The following is a 20,342-nucleotide window of genomic DNA, read 5'->3' as shown; positions in this document are numbered from 1 at the left end:
AACCAGAGGTAATGCCATGACATCGAACAGCACTCTCAGGTACGAGGTCTTCGTCGCCGATCCGATCCCGCTGAACGTTCCCGAGCTCGTCCCCAACGGCGACCGGCGGATGTTCTCGCCCCTGTCGGTCACGCTGGTCCACGGCGAGCGCGACGCCGTGCTCGTCGACCCGCCGCTGACGTCCGCTCAGGCCGAGGCCGTCGGTGAGTGGATCGAGGCCACCGGCAAGAACCTCACCCACATCTTCGCCACGCACGGTCACGGCGACCACTGGTTCACGGCGGGCGTCCTGGCCGAGCGATTCGGCGCCCAGGTCGTCGCGAGCGCCGGCACGATCAAGCAGATGCACCACAACGTGGCCATCCGTGCGGGCTTCTGGGACATGTTCTTCCCCGGCCAGATCCCGGACGCGCCCGTCACGGCCGTCACCGTGCCCGACAACCGTTTCACGCTGGAGGGCCACGATCTGGTGATCGTCGAAGCCGGCCACAGCGACACCGACGACACAAGCGTCCTGCACGTCCCCGACCTCGACCTCGTGGTCGCGGGTGACGTGATCTACAACGGGGTGCACCAGTTCCTGGTCGAGGCCGGCAACGGCGGCCTGGACGCGTGGCGCCGAGCCATCGCCGTCGTCGAGGACCTCAGGCCCCGCCACATCGTCACCGGACACAAGAACAAGGAACTGGACGACGACGCCACCCGCTGCATCGACGAGACCCGCCAGTACCTCGACGCCGCCGAGGAGCTGCTCGCCCGGCACGACAACGCCCTCGACTTCTTCAACGCCATGCTGGAGCGGTTCCCCGAGCGCCTGAACCCGGGCGCCCTGTGGAACGGAGCCGCCGCGCTCTACTCCTGACCTCCGGAAAGGCCTCTCATGACTGACGAACACGCTGCGGCGCACGGCCCCACGCCCGCATCCGAGGGTGCGGCGGTCGCGACGGCCCACCCTCACTTCACCCCGGTCGAGCAGATCAAGGCGGGGCTGCTGGACGTCGGCTACGCCGAGCTGGGCCCCGCCCACGGCCCCGTCGTCATCCTGCTGCACGGCTGGCCCCACGACATTCACAGCTACGTCGATGTCGCGCCTGCCCTGGCGGCCGAGGGCTACCGCGTGATCGTGCCCTATCTGCGCGGCCACGGTACGACCCGGTTCCTCTCCTCCCGGACGTTCCGCAACGGCCAGCAGGCGGCGGTCGCTCTCGACATCATCGCGCTGATGGACGCCCTGGACATCGACCAGGCCGTTCTGGCCGGCTTCGACTGGGGCGCGCGAACCGCCGGTGTCATCGCGGCCCTGTGGCCCGACCGCTGCAGAGCCCTGGTCTCGGTGGGCGGATACCGCGTCACCGACCTGGAGGCCAACCGCCTCCAGCCCCTTCTTCCCGAGGTCGAGAGCAACTACTGGTACATGCTCTACTTCGGCACGGAGCGCGGACGGATCGCCATGGAGGACAGGACCCGACGCAAAGACCTGGCGCGGCACCTCTGGAACGTCATCTCGCCCACCTGGAACTTCGACGACGCCACTTTCGAACGCGCCGCCGCGGCCTTCGACAACCCCGACTACGCGTCCGTCGTGCTCCACTACTACCGCTGGCGGCTGGGCCTCGTCGACGGCGAGCGCCGCTATGACCGTTACGAGGAACAGCTTGCCGAGCGTCCGGTCATCACGGTTCCCACCATCGCCCTCGACGCCGGGAGCGACCCCTTCACGGAGCCCGGGTACGGCTCCTCGTACCGCGACCGGTTCACCGGCACGTACGCCTATCGCATGCTGGAGGGGGTCGGCCACAACCTGCCGCAAGAGGCTCCTGAGGCCTTCACGCAGGCCGTCATCGACGTCGACCGCTTCTGACGGAGTCCGGACTCTCCGGCCGGTCGCGTCCCGGAACACCAGCGGGGCGCGGCGACGCGACGCGGCGGCACCGGCGTTCACGCCGGCGCCGCCGCGCAGGACGCGTTCCGATCGGGAACGAGCTGCCTCGTCACCGTCGTCCACGACCGGTCCGACCGCGGCGACCACCTCACCCGGGCACCGCCCGGAGACTTCTCGGCACCGCCGCGGGCGGGTACGAAAAGTCGCGGGAGCGACGACCGCGCCGGTCGTCGTGGGCGGCCTCCAGGCGTACGGCCGGCGCGTGCGCGCTCAGAGGCCGCCGGGGGCGGCGAGGCCGGTCAGGGCGCCGACCGGGTCCAGGTCGGGGGTGCCCCGGGGCCACCAGTCGTCGCGGCCGGGCTCGGACTCGTACGCGTACCACAGACCGTCCCAGCCCAGGCGGAGCTGGAGGTGGCCGAGGGGATGGGTGAGCCGGTTGTGCGAGGGGCGGAAGGCCGGCAGGTCGGCGGCGAGGAGCAGCGGACGCGCCCGGTCGAAGCGGCCGGCCGGCGGGTCCCAGGGTTCCTCCAGGACGGCGAGTCCCTCCAGGCCGCCCTGCCGCCAGGCGGCCACCGCGCGCGCCAGGTCGGCAGCAGTGCGGCCGGTGACGGAGGCGAGGGAGGAGTACAGGGCGCGGGTGGCCGCGGTCAGCCCGGAGCCGGGGCGGGCCGCGGCGAGTCGTACCGCGTCCTCCCACAGCGTCAGACCGCCCACGGGATCCCGTCCGGTGGTGAGCAGCGCGTGGGCGCGCGCGGCGGCGTCGGTCGCGAGCTGGTCCAGGGCGAACGGGTCCGGGCCGCCCGGCGACGCCGGATACACCGGGGGCTGTTCGGGGTGCGGAGGCGGCGGCGGCGGAGGGGGCAGGGGCGGCAGCCGGCGGGGGGCGAGGGCGTCGACGGCGCGCACCCCCGGCAAGGGCTCCGGGGCGCGCTCGCGCGCGGCCCGGGCGGAGCGGGCGGCACTCAACCGGGAGAGGGCGTCCAGCAGTTCACGCTCGCCCCGGCCGCGGAGCAGGAGCAGGACGAACGGGTCGGCGTCCAGCAGCCGCGCGGTCTGGTAGCACAGGGCCGCCGCGTGTTTGCAGGGGTGGCCGCGGTCGGGGCAACTGCACTGCGGGTCGAGGTCGCCCGGGCCGGGGAGCAGCGGCACGCCGCAGTCCGCCAGGGACTGGGGCATCTCCTTGTCCAGAAGCGCCGCGATGTGCCCCGGACGTTCGGCGGCTGTGTCCAGGAACCGGTCCCAGTCGGCGTCGTCCAGCGTCCGCACCCGCACCTGGACCCGGTACGGCCGCGGGCGGCTTCCCCGTACGTATGCCAGGACGAGGCCGGGGGTCACGGTGATGGCGTCCACGTGCCCCCGTTCCGCGTAACCCCGCCCCCGGGCCAGCCGCGCCGCATCGAGCGCGCCCTTCTCCAGCGCGTCCAGCCACGCCTCGCCCCACCAGGTCTCGGCGAAGCCGGACTCGCCCGCCGTCCGGGCGGACAACGCGGGGAAGGTGCGCCGCACATCGCCGTCCCGCCGGGGCGAGGCCATGGTGCGGGGGACGGGGTGGGGCGCCGGCAGTGCGCTGGTGTCTCCGGAGAACTGTGCCGCCTCACCCTCCGGCCCATCGGTCCCGTTACCGGCACCACGCCGGGCGGAAGCCGCGGCACGCAGAGCCTCACGGGCCACATCACCCGGACGGTCACCGCTGCCACGGGTGGTGGTCGGCTGATCCAGCTGAGCGACGTCGACGGCCGGCCGTTCCGGCCGATCCGGCCCGCGGACCCCGCCGCCCTCGGGGACGGACGCGCCGGCCGCCCCGGAGGACTCCACCGCCCCGCCCTCCGACCCACCGGACCCGGAACCGACACCACGCCGGGCGGACACCGCAGCACGCAGAGCCTCACGAGCCACATCACCCGGACGGTCACCGCTGCCACGGGTGGTGGTCGGGTGGTCCGACGGGTCTCCGGCAACGGACGACCGGCCCGGCCCGCGGACCCCGCCGCCCTCAGGGTCGGACGCGCCGGCCGCCCCGGAAGACTCCACCGCCCCACCGACCCCGGAACCGAGACCACGCCGGGCCGAAACCGCAGCACGCAAAGCCTCACGAGCCACGTCACCCGGACGGTCACCGCCACCGCCGGTGCCCGCCTGCTCCGGCTGAGCGGCGTCAACGACCGGCCGTTCGGGGCCTTCGGGTCGTTCCGGTCGTTCGGTTCGTTCGGTCCGCTCCGGCGGGAGGGTTTCTCGTGGCTCGGCCTTGCGGGGAACCTCCGGGTCGGGCGTCGGGGCCGGCCGCTGTGGCCTGGCCGCCCGGAGAGCTCGGCGCGCCGCGTCGGCAGGTCGTGGGTTCATCGGCCCTCCCTCCGCAGCGACACCAGATCGGACAGTTCGCGGTCGGTCAGTTCGGTCAGCGCCGACTCGCCGGTGCCGAGGACCGCGTCGGCCAGGGCACGCTTGGCCGCGAGCATCTCGGCGATGCGGTCCTCCACGGTGCCCTCGGTGATCAGGCGGTGCACCTGGACGGGCTGGGTCTGGCCGATGCGGTAGGCGCGGTCGGTGGCCTGCTCCTCGACCGCCGGGTTCCACCAGCGGTCGAAGTGGACGACATGGCCCGCGCGGGTGAGGTTCAGGCCGGTTCCGGCCGCCTTCAGGGACAGGACGAGGACCGGGGCCGCGCCCTCCTGGAACCGGTCGACCATGCGCTCGCGCTCCTCGACCGGCGTACCACCGTGGAGGAGGTCGACGGGGACCGCACGGGCGGCGAGGTGGGCGGTGATCAGACGGGCCATGCCGACGTACTGGGTGAACACCAGGGCCGAGCCGTCCTCGGCGAGCAGGGTGTCGAGCAGTTCGTCCAGCAGGGCGAGCTTGCCCGAGCGGGCGGCCAGGCGGTCGCCGCCGCGCGGGTGCTCCTCCTTCAGGTAGAGCGCCGGGTGGTCGCAGATCTGCTTGAGCGAGGTCAGCAGCTTGAGCACCAGGCCCCGGCGGGCGATGCCCTCGGCGGTCTCGATGGCGAGCATCGACTCGCGCACGACCGCCTCGTACAGCGCGGCCTGTTCGCGGGTGAGCGGGACCGGGTGGTCGGTCTCGGTCTTGGGCGGCAGTTCGGGGACGATGCCGGGGTCGGACTTCCTGCGGCGCAGCAGGAAGGGCCGGACCAGGCGGGCCAGCCGCTCCACGGCTTGCTCGTCCTCGCCGTTCTCCACCGCGCGCGCGTGCCGGGCGCGGAAGGACTTCAGGGGGCCGAGCAGTCCGGGAGTGGTCCAGTCGAGCAGGGCCCACAGTTCGGAGAGGTTGTTCTCCACGGGGGTGCCGGTGAGGGCCACGCGCGCGGGGGACGGGATCGTGCGCAGGGCCTTGGCGGTCGCCGAGTACGGGTTCTTGACGTGCTGGGCCTCGTCCGCGACGACCATCCCCCAGTCCTGTTCGGCCAGCAGGGGCGCCGTGGACCGCATGGTGCCGTACGTGGTGAGCACGAAGCCACCGGACAGGCCGTCCAGGGTGCGGTCGGGGCCGTGGAAGCGGCGGACGGGGACGCCGGGCGCGAACCGGGTGATCTCCCGCTGCCAGTTGCCCAGCAGGGAGGCCGGGCAGACCACGAGGGTGGGTGCGCGGTGCGCCCGCTTCAGGTGCAGGGCGATGACGGTGACGGTCTTGCCGAGGCCCATGTCGTCGGCGAGGCAGCCGCCGAGGCCCAGGGAGGTCATGAGGTCGAGCCAGGCCAGGCCGCGCAGCTGGTAGTCGCGCAGGGTGGCGGCGAGTCCGGGCGGCGGCTCGGCCGGCCGCACGCCGCTCGTGATGCGGTCCCGCAGGGCCGCGAGCGCGCCCACAGGCACAGCTTCGACCGTCTCGCCGTCGACCTCGGCGGCGCCGGTGAGGGCGACGGAGAGCGCGTCGACCGGGTCGAGCAGGCCCAGGTCGCGCTTGCGGGCCTTGCGGACGAGGGCCGGGTCGACGAGCACCCAGCTGTCCCGCAGCCGTACGACCGGCCGGTGGGCCTCGGCGAGCACGTCCATCTCGGACTCGGTGAGCGGGTCCCCGCCGAGCGCCAGCTGCCAGCGGAAGCTCAGCAGGTGCTCGGACTCGAAGAAGCCGGTGCCGTCGGTCGCGGAGCCCGGCGCGGGTCGCACCACGGCGGTGGCGGCCAGGTCCTGGGCCAGGTCGCGCGGCCAGTGCACGGCGACACCGGCCGCCGTGAGCCGGGTCGCGGCCACGCCGAGGAGCTCGCTCACCTCGTCCTCGGACAGGGCGAGGACGTCGGGGACCTCCTGCTCGCCGAGCCGGTCGAGCGGCGGCCAGACGCGGGCCGCGCGGCGCACGGCGAGGGCGGTGTCGACCCGCGCGCGCGGACCGAAGGCCGCGTCGGCCTCCCCCGCCCACAGGGCCGCCGCGTCGGCGACGAGAGTGGGGTCGGCGAGGCTGTGCACCTGCACGATCGCCGCGCCCGCCCGGCGTGAGGTCCCGACTTCGTCGGCGTCGCCGTCGAACAGGTCGTGCGCCGACAAGTCCAGGCGCAGTGAGATCCGCACCCCGGCGTCCATGCCCGCGGCGACCTCGGCCGCCCAGTCGCGGGCGGCCGGCAGGTGCTGGGCCCGGCGGTCGGCGAAGGGCCTGCCGTAGGTGTGGGCCGCGGCGGGGGTCCGGGGCAGGGTGTCGGCGACGGCGTCGAGGAAGGCGCGCAGCAGCGCCTCGGGGTCGGGCAGCCGGAGCGGACCGGTGCCGGGCAGCGGCACGGCGTGGCCCTCGTACGGCAGGGCGGCGGCGATCGCGCGCAGGTGCGCGATGTCGTCCGGGTCGAGGGGGCCGGCGCGCCAGGCGTCGTGCCCGGTGGCGGTCAGGCCGGGCAGCAGCCGTCCGCGGGCGGTGAGTCGCAGCGCGTGCAGCGCGGCCGCGCCCCAGCACGCGGTGGCGGGGTGTGCCGTCGGGTCGTGCCGGGCGCGCGCGAGGTGGGGAAGGGCCGCCTCGACCGGCAGCACGAGGGCGGGTGCCGTCCTGCGGCGGACGCCTCGTCCGCGCGGTCCCACGACCGTGAGTTCCGCGCGCGCGGAAGGGGTGCCGGGCGGCCGGCCCTCGGGCCACACCTCGCCGGCCGGGTCCCAGAAGGCGACGCGGCCCTCGCGCGGGAGCGGTGCGGGCAGGAAGACGGCGGCCAGCCGCACGGACACGGTGTCCGCCGCGCCGGCCGTCTCGGCCACGGCCATGTCGCTCATCCGTCCTGTCACCTCCCCCTCACCGGTCGATGCGGTCGTCTTCGACTCTACGGGCGGGGTCTGACATTCGGCTCCGGCGACGTCTTCGGGGCCGCCGGCCCCGGTGTCAGGGGACGGTGCGGGAGACGACGTAGACCATCGGCAGGACCGGGTCGGAGAGGTTCACGACGACGTCCTGGGTGGGCGCGGGGTTCTTCTGGTGGTGGCTCAGGCCCCACCAGGGGCCGGGGTCGGTGAACTTCCAGCCGCTGATCTTCTGGTCGCGGGCGCTGATGGTGATGGCGCCCTTCTTCAGGTCGTTCCGGTGCACGCCCATGGCGTCGAGGTAGGTGTCGAGGCCGGCCTGGGTGGTGCGGAACTGGACGTAGAGACGGCTGGTCTTCCAGTTGTTCGTCTCGTAGGAGGCGACCCGGTCGGCCGGGTGCGGGATCGGCACCTGGTAGAGGCGGCGCTGCACCTTGGCGGGGTAGGTGGGGGTGAGGCCGGTCGCCGCGTACTTGGCCTCCTTGTCCTTGCCGCTGTCGCGGCTCTGGTTGGCGGAGATCACCAGATAGCCGGCCGGCACGCCGATCAGCAGCACGATGATCAGCAGGGTGAGGGCCCGGCGCCGGTCGCGGTGCCGGCGGTCCTCGGCCGGGCGGGGCGGTGGTGCGTCCGGGGGCGTCGCCTGGCGCGGCAGTGACATCGTCACAGTGCCTCCCGGGCCGCCCGCCGGGCCTCGGCGTACCGCTCGTAGCGCTCGTAGCGCTCCACGCGGCGGCGCTTGGCGCGCCGGAAGCGGCGGGCGACGAGCCGGGCGAGGTCGGCAGCGCCGACCATGCCGGCCTCGGGGCCGAGCTGGGCGCGCACGATGCGGGCCTCGGGGCGGTAGCCGCGGCCGGTGAGGTGGCGTTTGAAGGCGTCCCGGGCGGGACCGATCAGCAGGTCGTCGGCCGCGGAGACCCCGCCGCCGATGACGAAGCAGGACGGGTCGAGGGCGGCGGCCAGGTTGGCGATGCCGACGCCGAGCCACTGGCCGATGTCCTCCAGCAGCTCGATGCACATGGCGTCGCCCTCGCGGGCCAGCTCGGTGATCATCGGGCCGGTGATGTCGGAGATGGAGCCCTTGACGTGCTCGATGATCCCGTAGGCCACCGGAGAGTCGGCCGCGGCCAGTTCCCGCGCCTCGCGCACCAGGGCGTTGCCGGAGCTGTACTGCTCCCAGCAGCCCCGGTTGCCGCAGGGACAGCGGTGGCCGCCCGGCACGACCTGCATGTGCCCGAACTCGCCGGCGACGCCGTACTTGCCCCGTTTGACCTGGCCGTCCTCCAGGATCGCGCCGCCGATGCCGGTGCCCAGCGTGATCATGACGAGGTGGTCCTCGCCGCGGCCGGCGCCGAAGCGCCACTCGGCCCAGGCGGCGGCGTTGGCGTCGTTGTCGACCAGGACCGGCACCGACAGGCGTTCGGAGAGGCGGTCGCGCAGCGGCTCGTTGCGCCAGGACAGGTGGGGGGCGAAGAGCACGCGGTTGCGGTCGGCGTCGACCCAGCCGGCCGCGCCGATGCCGACGGCGTGCACGTCGTGCCGGTCGGAGAGGTCCAGGACGAGCTCGACGATGGTGTCCTCGACGACCTTCGGGCTCTTGGACTTGTCCGGGGTCTCCGTGCGGAGCCTCTCCAGGATGTTGCCGTCGGCGTCGACGACGCCCGCCATCACCTTGGTGCCGCCGATGTCGATCCCGACCGTGGGCACCCGGGGTGCGGTCAGGTGCGAGCGGCGCTCCCTGGTGCCGACCGTGCGCAGCACGGGGGCGCGGCGGGAGCCGATAGGGGCGGTGAGGTCGCGGTAGGTGCTCATCGGCCCCGATTCTGCCGCACCGCCGGTAAGCGTGTCGTAGGGGGACCGAGCGGCGGGCGCCCCGTACGGCCTCCACGCGCGTGCGCGCGGGCCGTACGGACGGACGCGCGCATCACCCTACGGAGTGCTCTTCTCCAGCTCGTGACGGAGGTCGTCGAGCTCGCTGCCGCCCGCCATCTGACGGGTCAGCTCCTCCAGGGTGATCTCGTCCCGCGTGTGCCGGCCCACCATCGTGCCCCGCTTCAGCAGCACGAAGCGGTCCCCCACGAGGTGGGCGTGGTGCGGGTTGTGCGTGATGAGAACGACACCGAGGCCCTGGTCCCGGGCCGCGGCCACGTACTTCAGGACCACGCCGGACTGCTTCACGCCGAGTGCCGCCGTCGGCTCGTCGAGGATCAGCACCTTCGCCCCGAAGTGGACCGCCCGCGCGATCGCCACGCACTGGCGTTCGCCGCCCGACAGGGTGCCGATGGGCTGGTCGACGTCCCTGAGGTCGATGCCCATACGGAGCAGTGCCTCGCGGGTGGTGCGGCGCATGAGGCCGGTGTCGAGGCGCTTGAACGGGCCCGCGCCCTTGCGGGGCTCGGAGCCGAGGAAGAAGTTGCGCCAGACCGGCATCAGGGGGACGACGGCCAGGTCCTGGTAGACCGTGGCGATACCGCGGTCCAGGGCGTCGCGCGGGGAGTCGAGGCGGGTCTCCTCCCCCTCGATGCGCAGGGTGCCGGCGTCGTGCCGGTGCAGCCCGGCGATCGTCTTGATCAGTGTCGACTTGCCGGCGCCGTTGTCGCCGAGGACGCAGGTGATCTCCCCCGCGTGGACCTCCATGGAGACGTTCCGCAGGGCGCGCACGGTGCCGTAGTGCTTGCTGACGTCGGTCAGCTCGATCAGCGGCGTGCGTCGCGGCGTTCCTGGTGTGCGCTCAAGGGATCCTGGAGCGCCGATGACGGCTCCCGGGGGGCGTCCTGCCGCCCCCGGCGTGCGCCCGGTGGTCTCGGTCATCTCGTCGTCGCCTCCGCGCGCTTGCGGACCCAGGCGTTCAGCAGGGTCGCGAGGAGCAGCATCGCTCCCAGGAAGAACTTGAACCAGTCGGGGTTCCACTCGGCGAAGACGATGCCCTTGCTGGTCATGCCGAACAGGAGCGCGCCGACCGCCGAGCCGACGGCGCTGCCGTGGCCGCCGGTGATCAGGCAGCCGCCGATGACGGCGGCGATGATGTAGATCAGTTCGTTGCCGACGCCCTCGCCGGACTGGACGGCGTCGAAGGAGAACAGCAGGTGCTGGCCGGAGATCCAGGCGCCCAGGGCCACGCCCATGTAGAGGCCGATCTTGGTCCTGGTGACCGGCACCCCGACCGCGCGGGCCGCGTCCTGGTTGCCGCCCACCGCGAAGATCCAGTTGCCGGCGCGGGTGCGCAGCAGGATCCAGGAGGCGAGGGCGACCAGGCCCAGCCACCACAGGATGGTGACCTTGACGTCGACATCGCCGAGCGTGAGGGTCGAGGCGAAGACGGCGTGGGCGCTCGGGAAGCCCTCCATGTCCGCGACGGTCTTGGTGGAGACCGTGCCGTCGATCAGCTTGGTGAAGCCGAGGTTCATGCCGGTCAGCATCAGGAAGGTGCCCAGCGTGATGATGAAGCTGGGCAGCTTGGTGCGGGCGAGCATGAAGCCGTTGAAGGCGCCGACGGCGAGGGTCAGCAGGAGCGAGACGCCCACGCCGACCCAGGTGTTCGCCGTCATCTGGTAGCTGAACATGGACGAGATCAGCGCCGAGGAGGTCACCATCACGCCCGCGGACAGGTCGAACTCGCCGCCGATCATCAGCAGGGCGACCGGGACCGCCATGATGCCGATCGTGGACGACGCGTACAGGACGGTGCTGAGGCTGGAGGCGCGCAGGAAGCCATCGGCGGCGAGGGCGAAGAAGGCGAAGACGGCGAGTGCGCCGACGATCGAGCCCAGCTCGGGGCGGGAGAGCAGCTTCCGCAGCGGAGAGCTCTGCAGAATCCTTTCGTCGGCCGTTCGTTCCATGGTCGCGCTCATCGGGTGCCCCGCTTCGTGTACTCCTCGAGCGCGGCGGCCTGGTCCTTGGTGACGATCTGCGGGCCGGTGAGCACCGGCCTGCCGCCGCCGAGGACGTCGCCGTTGTACTTGTACAGCCACAGCAGGTCGACGGCCTGGTAGCCCTGGAGGTACGGCTGCTGGTCGACGGCGAAGCCGAGCGTGCCGTCCTCGAGCTCGGCGGCGACCTTGGCGTTGAGGTCGAAGGTGTCGACCTCCGCCGTGCTGTCCGCGTCCGTCCTGGCCTTGACGGCGGTGTCCGCGTACGGCGCGCCGAGGGTGACGACCGCGTCGACGGACTTGTCGGCCTGGAGCTTGGCCTCGATCGCGGACTGCACGTCCGGCATGTTGGTGCCGTTGACGTAGAGGTTCTCGACCGTGCCGGAGAACGTCTTCGCCACGCCGGCGCAGCGCTGCTCGTGGCCGACGTTGCCCTGCTCGTGCAGGACGCACAGGGCCCTCTTCCTGCCGCGCCGGGTCAGCTCCTCGCCCACGGCCTGGCCGGCCACGGTCTCGTCCTGGCCGACGTGGGTGAGCGCGCCGAACGCCTTGGACCGGGCCGACCCGGAGTTCACCGTGATGACCGGGATGCCCGCCCTCTCGGCGCGCGCCAGCGCCGCCTTCAACGCGTCGGGTTTGGCCAGCGTGACGATGATGCCGTCGACCTTCTTGTCCACGGCCGCGTCGACGAGCTGCGCCTGCTGCTGGGCCTCGTCGTCGTGCGAGTACAGGAAGTTGATGTTGTCCTTGAGGGCGGCCTGCTTGGCACCGCTCTGCACGATGTCCCAGAAGGTGTCGCCGTCACCGGAGTGGGTGATCATCGCGAAGGTCCAGCGGGGGGTGTTCACCGCCGCCCTTCCCTGGGCCGCCGCGGCCTTGCGGGCGTCCTCCGCCCGTTTGCCGCCGGTGCTGCTGCATCCCGCGAGGGACAGCGACAGTGCCCCTGCCAGCGCGATGCCCACCCAGGTTGGAAAGCGTGCCACGAGGCCGTGCCCTTCTTGCCGTGTTCGAACGTAGGCACGGGGCTGACGGCGATCCCATCAGCCCCGAACGTCCCATTATCGGACACGGGTGCGACGGAACGGACGGGCGGGGGGCGAAGCGCGGACACATTGTCCGGACAACGCGACGAAGCCACGCACGCGAGAGGCGCGGAAACCACGCGGGCGCAGGGGGCCGGGCGGCGCCGCTCAGGACCGTACGAGCAGCTGGAACTCGAAGGAGTAGCGGGAGGGCCGGTAGGTGTGGCTGCCGAACTCCACGGCGCGGCCGGTGTCGTCGAACGTGGTGCGCTGCATGGTGAGCAGGGCGGCGCCCTCCTCCTCGCCGAGCCGCTCGGCCTCGTCGCGGGTGGCGGCGCGGGCGCCGATGGACTGGCGGGCGCTGTGGAGGGTGATCCCGGCGGAGCGCATCAGCCGGTACAGGCCGGTGGCCTCCAGCTGATTGGTGTCCAGGTCGAGCAGGCCGAGGGGGAGGTGGTTGACCAGGTATGCCATCGGCTCGCCGTGCGCGAGCCGGAGCCGCTCGATGCGGTGCACCTCGCCGCCCTCGGCCACCCCGAGGGCCGCGGCGACCTCGGCGGAGGCCGGGACGACCGTGTTGACCAGGACCGTGGTCGCCGGCCGCTGCCCGGCCGCCTCCAGATCGTCGTAGAGGCTGCTCAGCTCCAGTGGGCGCTTGACCTGGCTGTGCACGACCTGGGTGCCGACACCGCGGCGGCGCACCAGCAGGCCCTTGTCGACGAGCGACTGGATGGCCTGCCGGACGGTGGGTCGGGACAGGCCGAGCCGCGCGGCGAGCTCGATCTCGTTGCCCAGCAGGCTGCCGGGGGTGAGGGCGCCGTGCTCGATCGCCGCCTCCAGTTGCTGCGCCAGCTGGAAGTACAACGGCACCGGCGAGCTCCGGTCCACGCGGAGGTCGAGCGCGGCGGTGGGGTCCACGACTGGTTTCGGCACGGGCCGAGCGTAGCCCGGTGGCCGGTTGACGGGAAGTCGTGTAGTCAGATTGTCCGGACATGGAGATTGACAGGTGACCGGGTCCGCCCCCACCTTGTTTCCATGCGCATCGGGGTCATCGGTACGGGCCGCATCGGCGCCGTCCATGCGAACACGCTCAGCCGTCATCGCGACGTCGGCTCACTGATCCTCACGGACGCCGACCCGGCGCGGGCGCAGGCGCTGGCCCACCGGCTGGGCGAGACGGCGGCCCCCGGGGTCGACGAGATCTTCACCTGGGGCGTGGACGCCGTGGTGATCACCACCGCCACCTCGGCGCACGCCGAACTGATCGGCCGCGCGGCACGTTCGGGACTCCCGGTGTTCTGCGAGAAGCCGATCGCTCTGGACCTGCCGGGCACGCTGCACGCCCTCGCCGAGGTCGAGGCGGCCGGGACGATCCTCCAGATGGGTTTCCAGCGGCGCTTCGACGCGGGCTACGCCGGCGCCCGGGAGGCGGTGCGCTCGGGCCGGCTCGGCCGGCTGCACACCGTCCGCGCGCTGACCTCGGACCAGGCACCGCCGGCCGCGGCGTGGCTGCCGCTGTCCGGCGGCCTGTTCCGGGACACGCTGATCCATGACTTCGACGTCCTGCGCTGGGTGACGGGACGTGAGGTGGTGGACGTGTACGCGACCGGGTCCGACGCCGGGCCCGCGATGTTCCGGGAGGCCGGCGACGTCGACACCTGCGCGGCTTTGCTGACCCTCGACGACGGCACTCTCGCCACGGCCACGGCGACCCGGCTGAACGGCGCGGGCTACGACGTCCGCATGGAACTGGCCGGGGAGCTGGACCAGATCGTGGTCGGCCTCGACGACCGTACGCCCATCGCGTCCACCGAACCGACCGGGCCGCCGGCCGCGGACAAGCCGTGGACCGGGTTCCTGGAGCGCTTCGGCGCGGCCTACGAGGCCGAGCTGTACGCCTTCGTCGAACTGGTGCGCGGCGAACGGCCCAACCCGTGCGACGGACGCGAGGCCCTCCAGGCCCTGCGCATCGCCGAGGCCTGCGAACTGTCCCGCCACGAGCACCGCGCGGTCGGCCTCACGGAGATCGCCGGAGGGGCCCGGGCCTGGTCCGGGTAGCCGCCGCACCGCACGCCAGGACCTGTGGGCCACCGACACTCGGCGCCGGGCCGGCGCCCGACGACGGCCCGCGGGGACGACCGGCCGGCCGTGGCTACCAGCGGACCGGCAGGCTGCGCACGCCGCGGATCAGCATGCCCGGCAGCCACTCGCCCGGCGGGCCGTCGAGGGCGAGGCCGGGGGTGCGGTGCAGGAGGCTGCGCAGCGCGGTGCGGGCCTCCAGGCGAGCCAGGGGGGCGCCGAGGCAGTAGTGCATGCCGTGGCCGAAGGCGAGGTGGCCGCGGGTGTCACGGTGGATGTCGAAGCGGTCCGGGGCGGGGAAGCGGCTGCCGTCCCGGCCGGCCGCGGTGAGGCCGATCATCACGGGCTCGCCCCGCGCGATGGCGGTGCCGGCGATGTGCAGCGGCTCGGCCGCGTAGCGGAACGTGGCGTTCTCCACCGGTCCCTCGTGGCGCAGCGTCTCCTCGACGGCGCCGTCGACGAGATCGGCGTCGGCGCGCAGTGCGGCGAGCTGGTCGGGATGGGTGAGCAGGGCGTGCACGCTGTTGGTGATGAGGTTGACCGTGGTCTCGTGGCCCGCGATCAGCAGCAGGAAGGCCATGCCGCGCAGCTCCCCGGGGGAGAGCCGGTCACCGTCCTCGGCGGTGGTGCGGATCAGGTCGCTGAGCAGGTCGTCGGCCGGGCCGGCGCACCGCTTGTCCTCGATCAGCGCGCTGAGATAGGCGCCGAGCCGCTCCACGGCCCGCAGGTTCGCCTCCTCGCTGGTCGGCGCGACCACCTCGTTGGACATCTCGCGGAACGCGGCGCGGTCGATCTCCGGCACACCGAGCAGCTCGCAGATGACCGTGATCGGCAGCGGGTACGCGAAGGCCTCCACGAGGTCGGCGCGTCCGCGCGGCAGCATCGCCTCCAGCAGCTCGTCGGTGATCTGCTGCACCCGGGGCCGCAGCGCCTCGACCCGGCGGGCGGTGAACGCGCGCGTCACGAGCGAGCGCAGTCGCGTGTGCTGCGGCGGGTCGGTGATCAGCAGGTGCTTGCCGATCGCCTGCTCCTCGACCGCCGTCACGTCCACCCCGCCGACGTCCTTGGCCAGCCTCGGGTCGGCGAGTGCGGTGCGCGCCTCTTCGTGTCCGACGACGAGCCAGGTGTCGTAGCCCTCGGGCGGTGGCAGCCGTACCCAGTGGACGGGGCCGAGTTCGCGCAGTCGCGCGTAGACCGGGTGCGGGTCCTCGCGGAACCGCTGCCCGTACTCGGTCAGGTCGATCACGTCCGCCATGACCCCTCTCCTCCGGAGCACGAGCGGCTCCCCCCTGAGGAGCCAACGCACGGCACCGTCGCCGAGTGCCCGGGACCCGGGAGCACATCGTCCTCGACGCTCCCGGCCTGTGGGCGAGCAGCGCGCCGTCCACCCGTTCGCCCGGGTCGAGTTCGGCCGGGACGCACGAGACCCGGCCGATCCGCCGACAGGCCGGCTCGCCGCCCCCCGACGCACCGCCCGTCGGCGTGGGCCGCGCACCCGCCCGACCGGTGGGACAATGATCGATCATGCGTGCCGCGTACATCGAGCGACTGGGTCCACCCGACGTCATCCGCTGGGGAGAGCTGCCCGCACCCGTGCCGGGCCCCGGAGAAGTGCTGGTGGACGTGCTGGTGACCACGGTCGATCCGGTGGACGCCCTCGTCCGCTCCGGGGTGTTCCGTACGCCGGTGCCGATGCCCTTCGTCATCGGGCGCGATCTCGTGGGCACCGTCGCCTCACCGGGGTGCGGCTTCGCCGCGGGCGAGACGGTGTGGTGCGACAGTCTCGGCCACGACGGCCGGCAGGGCGCGACCGCCGAGCAGGCCGTGGTGCCCGCCGACCGCCTCTACCGGCTGCCGGCCGGGGTACGCCCGGAGGAGGCGGTGGCCGTGTTCCATCCCGCCGCCACCGCCCATCTGGCGCTCCACACGCACGGCGGGCTGCGCCCGGGCGAGACGGTGCTCGTCGGCGGCGCGGGCGGCAACGTGGGCGGTGCGCTGGTGGAGCTCGCGGCGCGGGCGGGGGCGCGGGTGCTCGCGACGGCCGCGCCACGTGACCACGACCACGTACGGTCCCTCGGGGCGGCCGAGGTGGTGGACTACCGCGACTCCGGACTGACCGAGCGGCTGGCGGCGCTGGCGCCCGACGGCGTGGACGTCCATGTCGACACCTCCGGCCACCACGACCTCAGGGCCGCCGTCGGCCTGCTCGCGCGACGCGGGCGGATCGTCCTCATGGCCGGCCCCGGGGCCGAGCCGGTGCTGCCGGTCGGCCCGCTGTACATGAAGGACGGGTCGCTGCGCGGCTTCGTCATCTCCCACGCGACGGTCGCGGAACTCGCCGAGGCCGCGGCGGCGATCGACGAGTTGCTGACGGCGGGCGGCCTGCGCCCCCGGTCGGTCGAGCACCGCCCCATGCGCGAGGCGGCGGACGTCCACCGCCGTCTGGAGCGGGGAGAGCTGCACGGCCGACGCGTGGTCCTTCATCCCTGACGGTTCCCGGCTGCCCGTCCGCTGCCGCCTGCCTTGCCGAGGGCGACGAAGCCGGTGAGGACGAGCTTGCCGACGTCGGTGTCCGTCCGCCGCCAGTGTCCGCGCCGCCCCGCCGCTGGGATGGGGGCATGACTTCTTCAGCGCGGACGAACGGCACAGTGGCTCTTGTGACCGGCGGCAGCCGTGGCATCGGCGCGGCGACGGCGGTACGCCTCGCACGCGAGGGCCACGACGTGGCCATCACCTACGTGAACGGAAAGGAGGCGGCGGAGGACGTCGTACGGGCCATGGAGCGGCTCGGACGGAGGGCCGCGGCCCTGCGGGCGGACGCGGCCGATCCCCGGGAGGCGGCGGGGGCCGTGGGCCGTACGGTGGACGAACTGGGCGGGCTGGACGTGCTGGTGAACAACGCGGGCATCGGCCTGCTCGGGCCGGTGGAGTCACTGACGGTCGCCGACGTCGACCGGGTGCTCGCCGTCAATGTGCGCGCGGTGTTCCTGGCCTGCCAGGCGGCCGCCTCCCGCATGGGGCGCGGCGGCCGGATCGTCACCATCGGCACCTGCATGACCCAGCGCGTCCCCGGGCCCGGCGGAACCCTCTACGCCACCAGCAAGGCGGCCCTGATCGGTCTGACCAAGGCGCTCGCCCGTGAACTCGGGCCGCGCGGGATCACGGCGAACCTCGTGCACCCCGGTCCGATCGACACCGGCATGAACCCCGCCGACGGCCCCCACGCCCCCGGCCAGGCGCAGATGACGGCACTGGGCCGCTTCGGCACCACCGCCGAGGTGGCGTCCACGGTGGCGTACCTCGCGAGCGCCGAGGCCGCCTACGTCACCGGAGCCGAGTTCGCGGTGGACGGCGGCCACGCTGCCTGACCGGACGGCAGGCATCGCGGGGCACACCGGTGCTGTCAGGCCGGTGCGCCCCGCGAGTCCGGACGGACCGCATGGACCTGCGCGGGCGGGAGGTCAGCCGCCCAGTTCCTGGTGGCGGGCCTCGAGGTGGGCCGCGCCCTCCTGGGTGAGGGTGCCGAAGAGGCGCAGGCGGGAGATGCCTCCGTCCGGGAAGATGTCCACGCGCGCGTGCGTGCCGACGGCCGGCGCGGGCAGCACGAAGCGGTGGTCGGTGTCGGGCTGGAGGCGGGTGCGCGGGAGGATCTCCGCCCACTCGCCGTTCTCGCCGTCCTTCACGGAGACCGACGCCCAGCCCGCGCTGTTGCCCTTGAGGTAGGCGGTGTCGATCTCGACGGCACGGATCTCCGACCGGGCGGCCAGCCGGTAGCGGATCCAGTCGTTGCCCCGGTCGCGCCGGCGCCGGGTCTCCCAGCCGTCGTCCATCTTGCGGGAGCGGCCGGGCTGGATGGTGTTGGTGGCCGGCGAGTAGAAGAGGTTGGAGGCGTCCTCGACCCGGCCGCCGTTCTCCAGGGCGACCACGTCGAAGGTGCCGAGCGCCGCCAGCCACTTCGGGTCCGGGACCACCTCGCCGTGCACCCGCAGCCGGGCGATACCCCCGTCGGGGTGCTGCTTGAGGCGCAGATGGGTGAAGCGCCGTTCGACATCGACCGCGAAGCCGTTGGCCGCGTGGCCGCCGACGGCGGTGCGCGGCACCAGAGTCGTCCACTTGACGTCGTCGGACAGCAGTTCCTCCGGCGACGGGGAGCCTGCCATCGAGGTGCCCTCGACGGACACCGCCTCCGGGTAGTTGCCGCGGAAGTGGGCCGTGTCGACGACGATGCCGCGCACGACGCCCGGCGCGCCGAGCCGGATCAGCGCCCAGTCGTGGTCGTCCTCGGTGGGCCAGGGGCGGTCGGCGGAGGCACCGCGCCGCCGCCGGGTCTCCCAGCCGTCCATGATCTTGCCCTTGTGCCCGAAATGCTCGGGGTCGAACTCGGCGCGTTCGGGCACCAGCAGGTTCTCGCGCTGGGCGAAGAACTCGTCGTTGGCTGCGATGACACCGGCGCCGAGCCGCCGGTCGGCGAGGTCGGCGTGCCGGGTGAAGGGGAAGTCGGCGGTGCGGTAGTCCGCGTACGGGTCACCGCCTCCGTAGGGGTTCGCGTCGCCGGTGAACCTCGCCCAACTGGATTGATGCAGCGCCGTCACGGTGATCAGGTCTTCCTTTCGGTTCGGTGGGGGCCGGTGCGGAGAGGAGGCCGGGAGGCGTGGATGTCCGGCCAGGTCCGGGCAGGCCCGTCGGCCCGGACGGGCCTCGTCCGGGCCGGGCGGGGTCCCTCAGCTCCAGGCTCTCCCGTGAAGCCGGGCAGGTTCCGTCAGGGCCGGTCGAGGAGGCGGCCCTTCGGCTCGGTGAACTCGCCGTCCGCCCAGATCCGCTCGCCGCGCAGCCAGGTGGACCGCACGACTCCGCCGAGCGTCCTGCCCGCGTAGGCCGTGATGCGGTTGCGGTGCTGGAGGGCCGCCGGATCCACGGTGAAGGTCGCCTCGGGCGCGAGGACCGCGAAGTCGGCGTCGCGGCCGGGTGCGATGGCGCCCTTGCGGGCGTCGAGGCCCGCCAGTCGTGCGGTCCGCTCCGACATCCAGCGCACCACGTCCTCCAGGCCGTGGCCGCGTCGGCGGGCCTCGGTCCAGACGGCGGACAGGCTGAGTTGGAGCGAGGAGATGCCGCCCCAGGCGGTGGCGAAGTCGTCGGTCTTCAGGTCGGCGGTGGAGGGCGAGTGGTCGGTGACCACGCAGTCGATGGTGCCGTCGGCCAGCGCCTGCCAGAGCAGGTCCCGGTTGGCGGCCTCGCGGATGGGCGGGCAGCACTTGAACTCGCTGGCCCCGTCCGGGACCTCCTCGGCGCTCAGGGTCAGGTAGTGCGGGCAGGTCTCGACCGTGATCCGCACGCCCTGTGCCCTGGCCTCGGCGATCAGCGGCAACGCGTCACCGGAGGAGAGGTGCAGCACGTGGACGCGTGCGTTCAACCGTCCGGCCTCGGCGATCAGGGCGGCGATGGCGCTGTCCTCGGCGTCGCGCGGGCGGGAGGCGAGGAAGTCGGTGTACCGGGGGCCGCCGTGCTGTGGGGCGGCCGCGAGGTGGTGCGGGTCCTCGGCGTGCACGATCAGCAGACCGCCGAAACCGGATATCTCGGCGAGCGAGCAGGCCAGCTGGTCCTGGCCGAGGTGCGGGAACTCGTCCACGCCCGAGGGCGAGAGGAACGCCTTGAAGCCGAAGACGCCGGCGTCGTGCAGCGGACGCAGGTCCTTGACGTTGCCGGGCAGGGCTCCGCCCCAGAAGCCGACGTCGATGTGGGCCTTGTCGCGGGCCACGTCCCTCTTGACGCGCAGGTTGTCCACCGTGGTGGTGGGCGGCAGGGAGTTGAGCGGCATGTCGATGAGGGTGGTGATGCCGCCGGCCGCCGCCGCCCGCGTGGCGGTCCAGAAGCCCTCCCACTCGGTGCGGCCCGGGTCGTTGACGTGCACATGGGTGTCGACCAGGCCGGGCAGCAGGGCGTCGTCGCCGAAGTCCTCCAGGCGGCCCCCCGCGGGTACGTCCACGTCGTGGGGCAGTACGGCCGTGATGGTGCCGTCGGCGACCGCGACCGAGGCGGCGCGCGTCCCGTCGGGCGTGACGACGCGCGTCGAGCGCAGCACCAGTTCAGCGTCGGACACCCGGACCCCTCTCTGCGACTGTTTGCACTTCCGCGCAACGGAAACTGGATGTACGAGGATGGAACCCCACGTCATGGACTTCAACGTTCTGTTGAAGGAGTCTTCGCTCCCGCCGCGACCCCGTCAAGGGGCACACTGCCGAACGGCGGCTCGCCGGGCACGGTCTGGACG

General features: G+C 73.2%; 16 protein-coding genes and 1 pseudogene. 6 read left to right on the top strand and 11 right to left on the bottom strand.

Translation table 11 applies throughout. From position 1 onward, the window contains the following. The first annotated feature begins 16 nt into the window (after positions 1–16). From ACWDUZ_RS35210 to ACWDUZ_RS35200, 3 genes and pseudogenes are all read left to right on the top strand, one after another. Positions 17–862 carry an MBL fold metallo-hydrolase gene (locus ACWDUZ_RS35210; RefSeq protein WP_451635897.1) on the top strand — a complete coding sequence of 282 codons (846 nt, stop codon included), beginning with the start codon at positions 17–19 and terminating at the stop codon, positions 860–862. A gap of 18 nt (positions 863–880) precedes the next feature. Next, a complete protein-coding gene (locus tag ACWDUZ_RS35205; protein ID WP_451635896.1) occupies positions 881–1,861 on the top strand; it encodes an alpha/beta fold hydrolase in 981 nt (326 codons plus the stop codon). Positions 1,862–1,945: 84 nt separating this feature from the next. Further along, positions 1,946–2,071, top strand: a pseudogene (locus ACWDUZ_RS35200) (arabinofuranosidase catalytic domain-containing protein); the annotation flags it as partial. An 81-nt stretch (positions 2,072–2,152) separates the two neighbouring features. Here ACWDUZ_RS35200 and ACWDUZ_RS35195 read toward each other — a convergent pair. The 8 genes from ACWDUZ_RS35195 to ACWDUZ_RS35160 form a co-directional block, all read right to left on the bottom strand. Further along, on the bottom strand, positions 2,153–4,222 hold the full coding sequence (locus ACWDUZ_RS35195; protein ID WP_451635895.1) for an SWIM zinc finger family protein: 2,070 nt from the start codon (positions 4,220–4,222) through the stop codon (positions 2,153–2,155). After that, the gene (locus ACWDUZ_RS35190; RefSeq protein ID WP_451635894.1) at positions 4,219–7,080 is read right to left on the bottom strand and encodes a DEAD/DEAH box helicase; all 2,862 of its coding nucleotides are present in this window, start codon (positions 7,078–7,080) and stop codon (positions 4,219–4,221) included. Before ACWDUZ_RS35190 ends, ACWDUZ_RS35195 begins: the two co-directional genes overlap by 4 nt. 106 nt (positions 7,081–7,186) lie before the next feature. Next, positions 7,187–7,771, bottom strand: coding sequence for a sugar kinase (locus ACWDUZ_RS35185; RefSeq protein ID WP_451635893.1), 585 nt, complete (start codon positions 7,769–7,771; stop codon positions 7,187–7,189). Then, positions 7,768–8,916, bottom strand: coding sequence for an ROK family glucokinase (locus tag ACWDUZ_RS35180; protein WP_451635892.1), 1,149 nt, complete (start codon positions 8,914–8,916; stop codon positions 7,768–7,770). The genes ACWDUZ_RS35185 and ACWDUZ_RS35180 overlap by 4 nt, the downstream gene beginning before the upstream one ends. A gap of 117 nt (positions 8,917–9,033) precedes the next feature. Further along, positions 9,034–9,915, bottom strand: coding sequence for an ATP-binding cassette domain-containing protein (locus ACWDUZ_RS35175; RefSeq protein WP_451635891.1), 882 nt, complete (start codon positions 9,913–9,915; stop codon positions 9,034–9,036). After that, positions 9,912–10,943 (bottom strand): ABC transporter permease, encoded by a 1,032-nt coding sequence (locus ACWDUZ_RS35170; protein WP_451635890.1) that lies wholly within the window; start codon positions 10,941–10,943, stop codon positions 9,912–9,914. The genes ACWDUZ_RS35175 and ACWDUZ_RS35170 overlap by 4 nt, the downstream gene beginning before the upstream one ends. 8 nt (positions 10,944–10,951) lie before the next feature. Further along, on the bottom strand, positions 10,952–11,956 hold the full coding sequence (locus ACWDUZ_RS35165; protein WP_451635889.1) for a sugar ABC transporter substrate-binding protein: 1,005 nt from the start codon (positions 11,954–11,956) through the stop codon (positions 10,952–10,954). 207 nt (positions 11,957–12,163) lie between these two features. Beyond that, positions 12,164–12,913, bottom strand: a complete 750-nt coding sequence (locus ACWDUZ_RS35160; RefSeq protein WP_451635906.1) for a GntR family transcriptional regulator — start codon at positions 12,911–12,913, stop codon at positions 12,164–12,166. 117 nt (positions 12,914–13,030) lie between these two features. Here ACWDUZ_RS35160 and ACWDUZ_RS35155 point away from each other — a divergent pair, with 117 nt between their 5' ends. Then, positions 13,031–14,053, top strand: coding sequence for a Gfo/Idh/MocA family protein (locus tag ACWDUZ_RS35155; protein WP_451635888.1), 1,023 nt, complete (start codon positions 13,031–13,033; stop codon positions 14,051–14,053). 94 nt (positions 14,054–14,147) lie between these two features. Here ACWDUZ_RS35155 and ACWDUZ_RS35150 read toward each other — a convergent pair whose 3' ends face one another. Beyond that, entirely contained in the window at positions 14,148–15,329 is a 1,182-nt protein-coding gene (locus ACWDUZ_RS35150; RefSeq protein ID WP_451635887.1) for a cytochrome P450 family protein, read from the bottom strand. Positions 15,330–15,598: 269 nt separating this feature from the next. On the opposite strand from ACWDUZ_RS35150, the gene ACWDUZ_RS35145 reads away from it, so the two are divergent. Continuing rightward, positions 15,599–16,564: an NADPH:quinone reductase gene (locus tag ACWDUZ_RS35145; RefSeq protein WP_451635886.1), complete on the top strand. Its 966-nt coding sequence runs from the start codon at positions 15,599–15,601 to the stop codon at positions 16,562–16,564. A gap of 128 nt (positions 16,565–16,692) precedes the next feature. Then, entirely contained in the window at positions 16,693–17,442 is a 750-nt protein-coding gene (locus ACWDUZ_RS35140) for an SDR family oxidoreductase (RefSeq protein ID WP_451635885.1), read from the top strand. Positions 17,443–17,535: 93 nt separating this feature from the next. On the opposite strand, the gene alc is transcribed toward ACWDUZ_RS35140, so the two are convergent. Together alc and allB are read right to left on the bottom strand one after the other, a co-directional pair. Then, positions 17,536–18,675 (bottom strand): allantoicase, encoded by a 1,140-nt coding sequence (gene alc / locus ACWDUZ_RS35135; protein WP_451635905.1) that lies wholly within the window; start codon positions 18,673–18,675, stop codon positions 17,536–17,538. Between the two features lie 158 nt (positions 18,676–18,833). Beyond that, positions 18,834–20,171: an allantoinase AllB gene (allB, locus tag ACWDUZ_RS35130; RefSeq protein WP_451635884.1), complete on the bottom strand. Its 1,338-nt coding sequence runs from the start codon at positions 20,169–20,171 to the stop codon at positions 18,834–18,836. Between the last annotated feature and the right edge of the window lie 171 nt (positions 20,172–20,342).

This window comes from Streptomyces sp. NPDC003393 (assembly GCF_053589015.1).
This window is presented reverse-complemented; position numbering and strand designations above follow the sequence as displayed.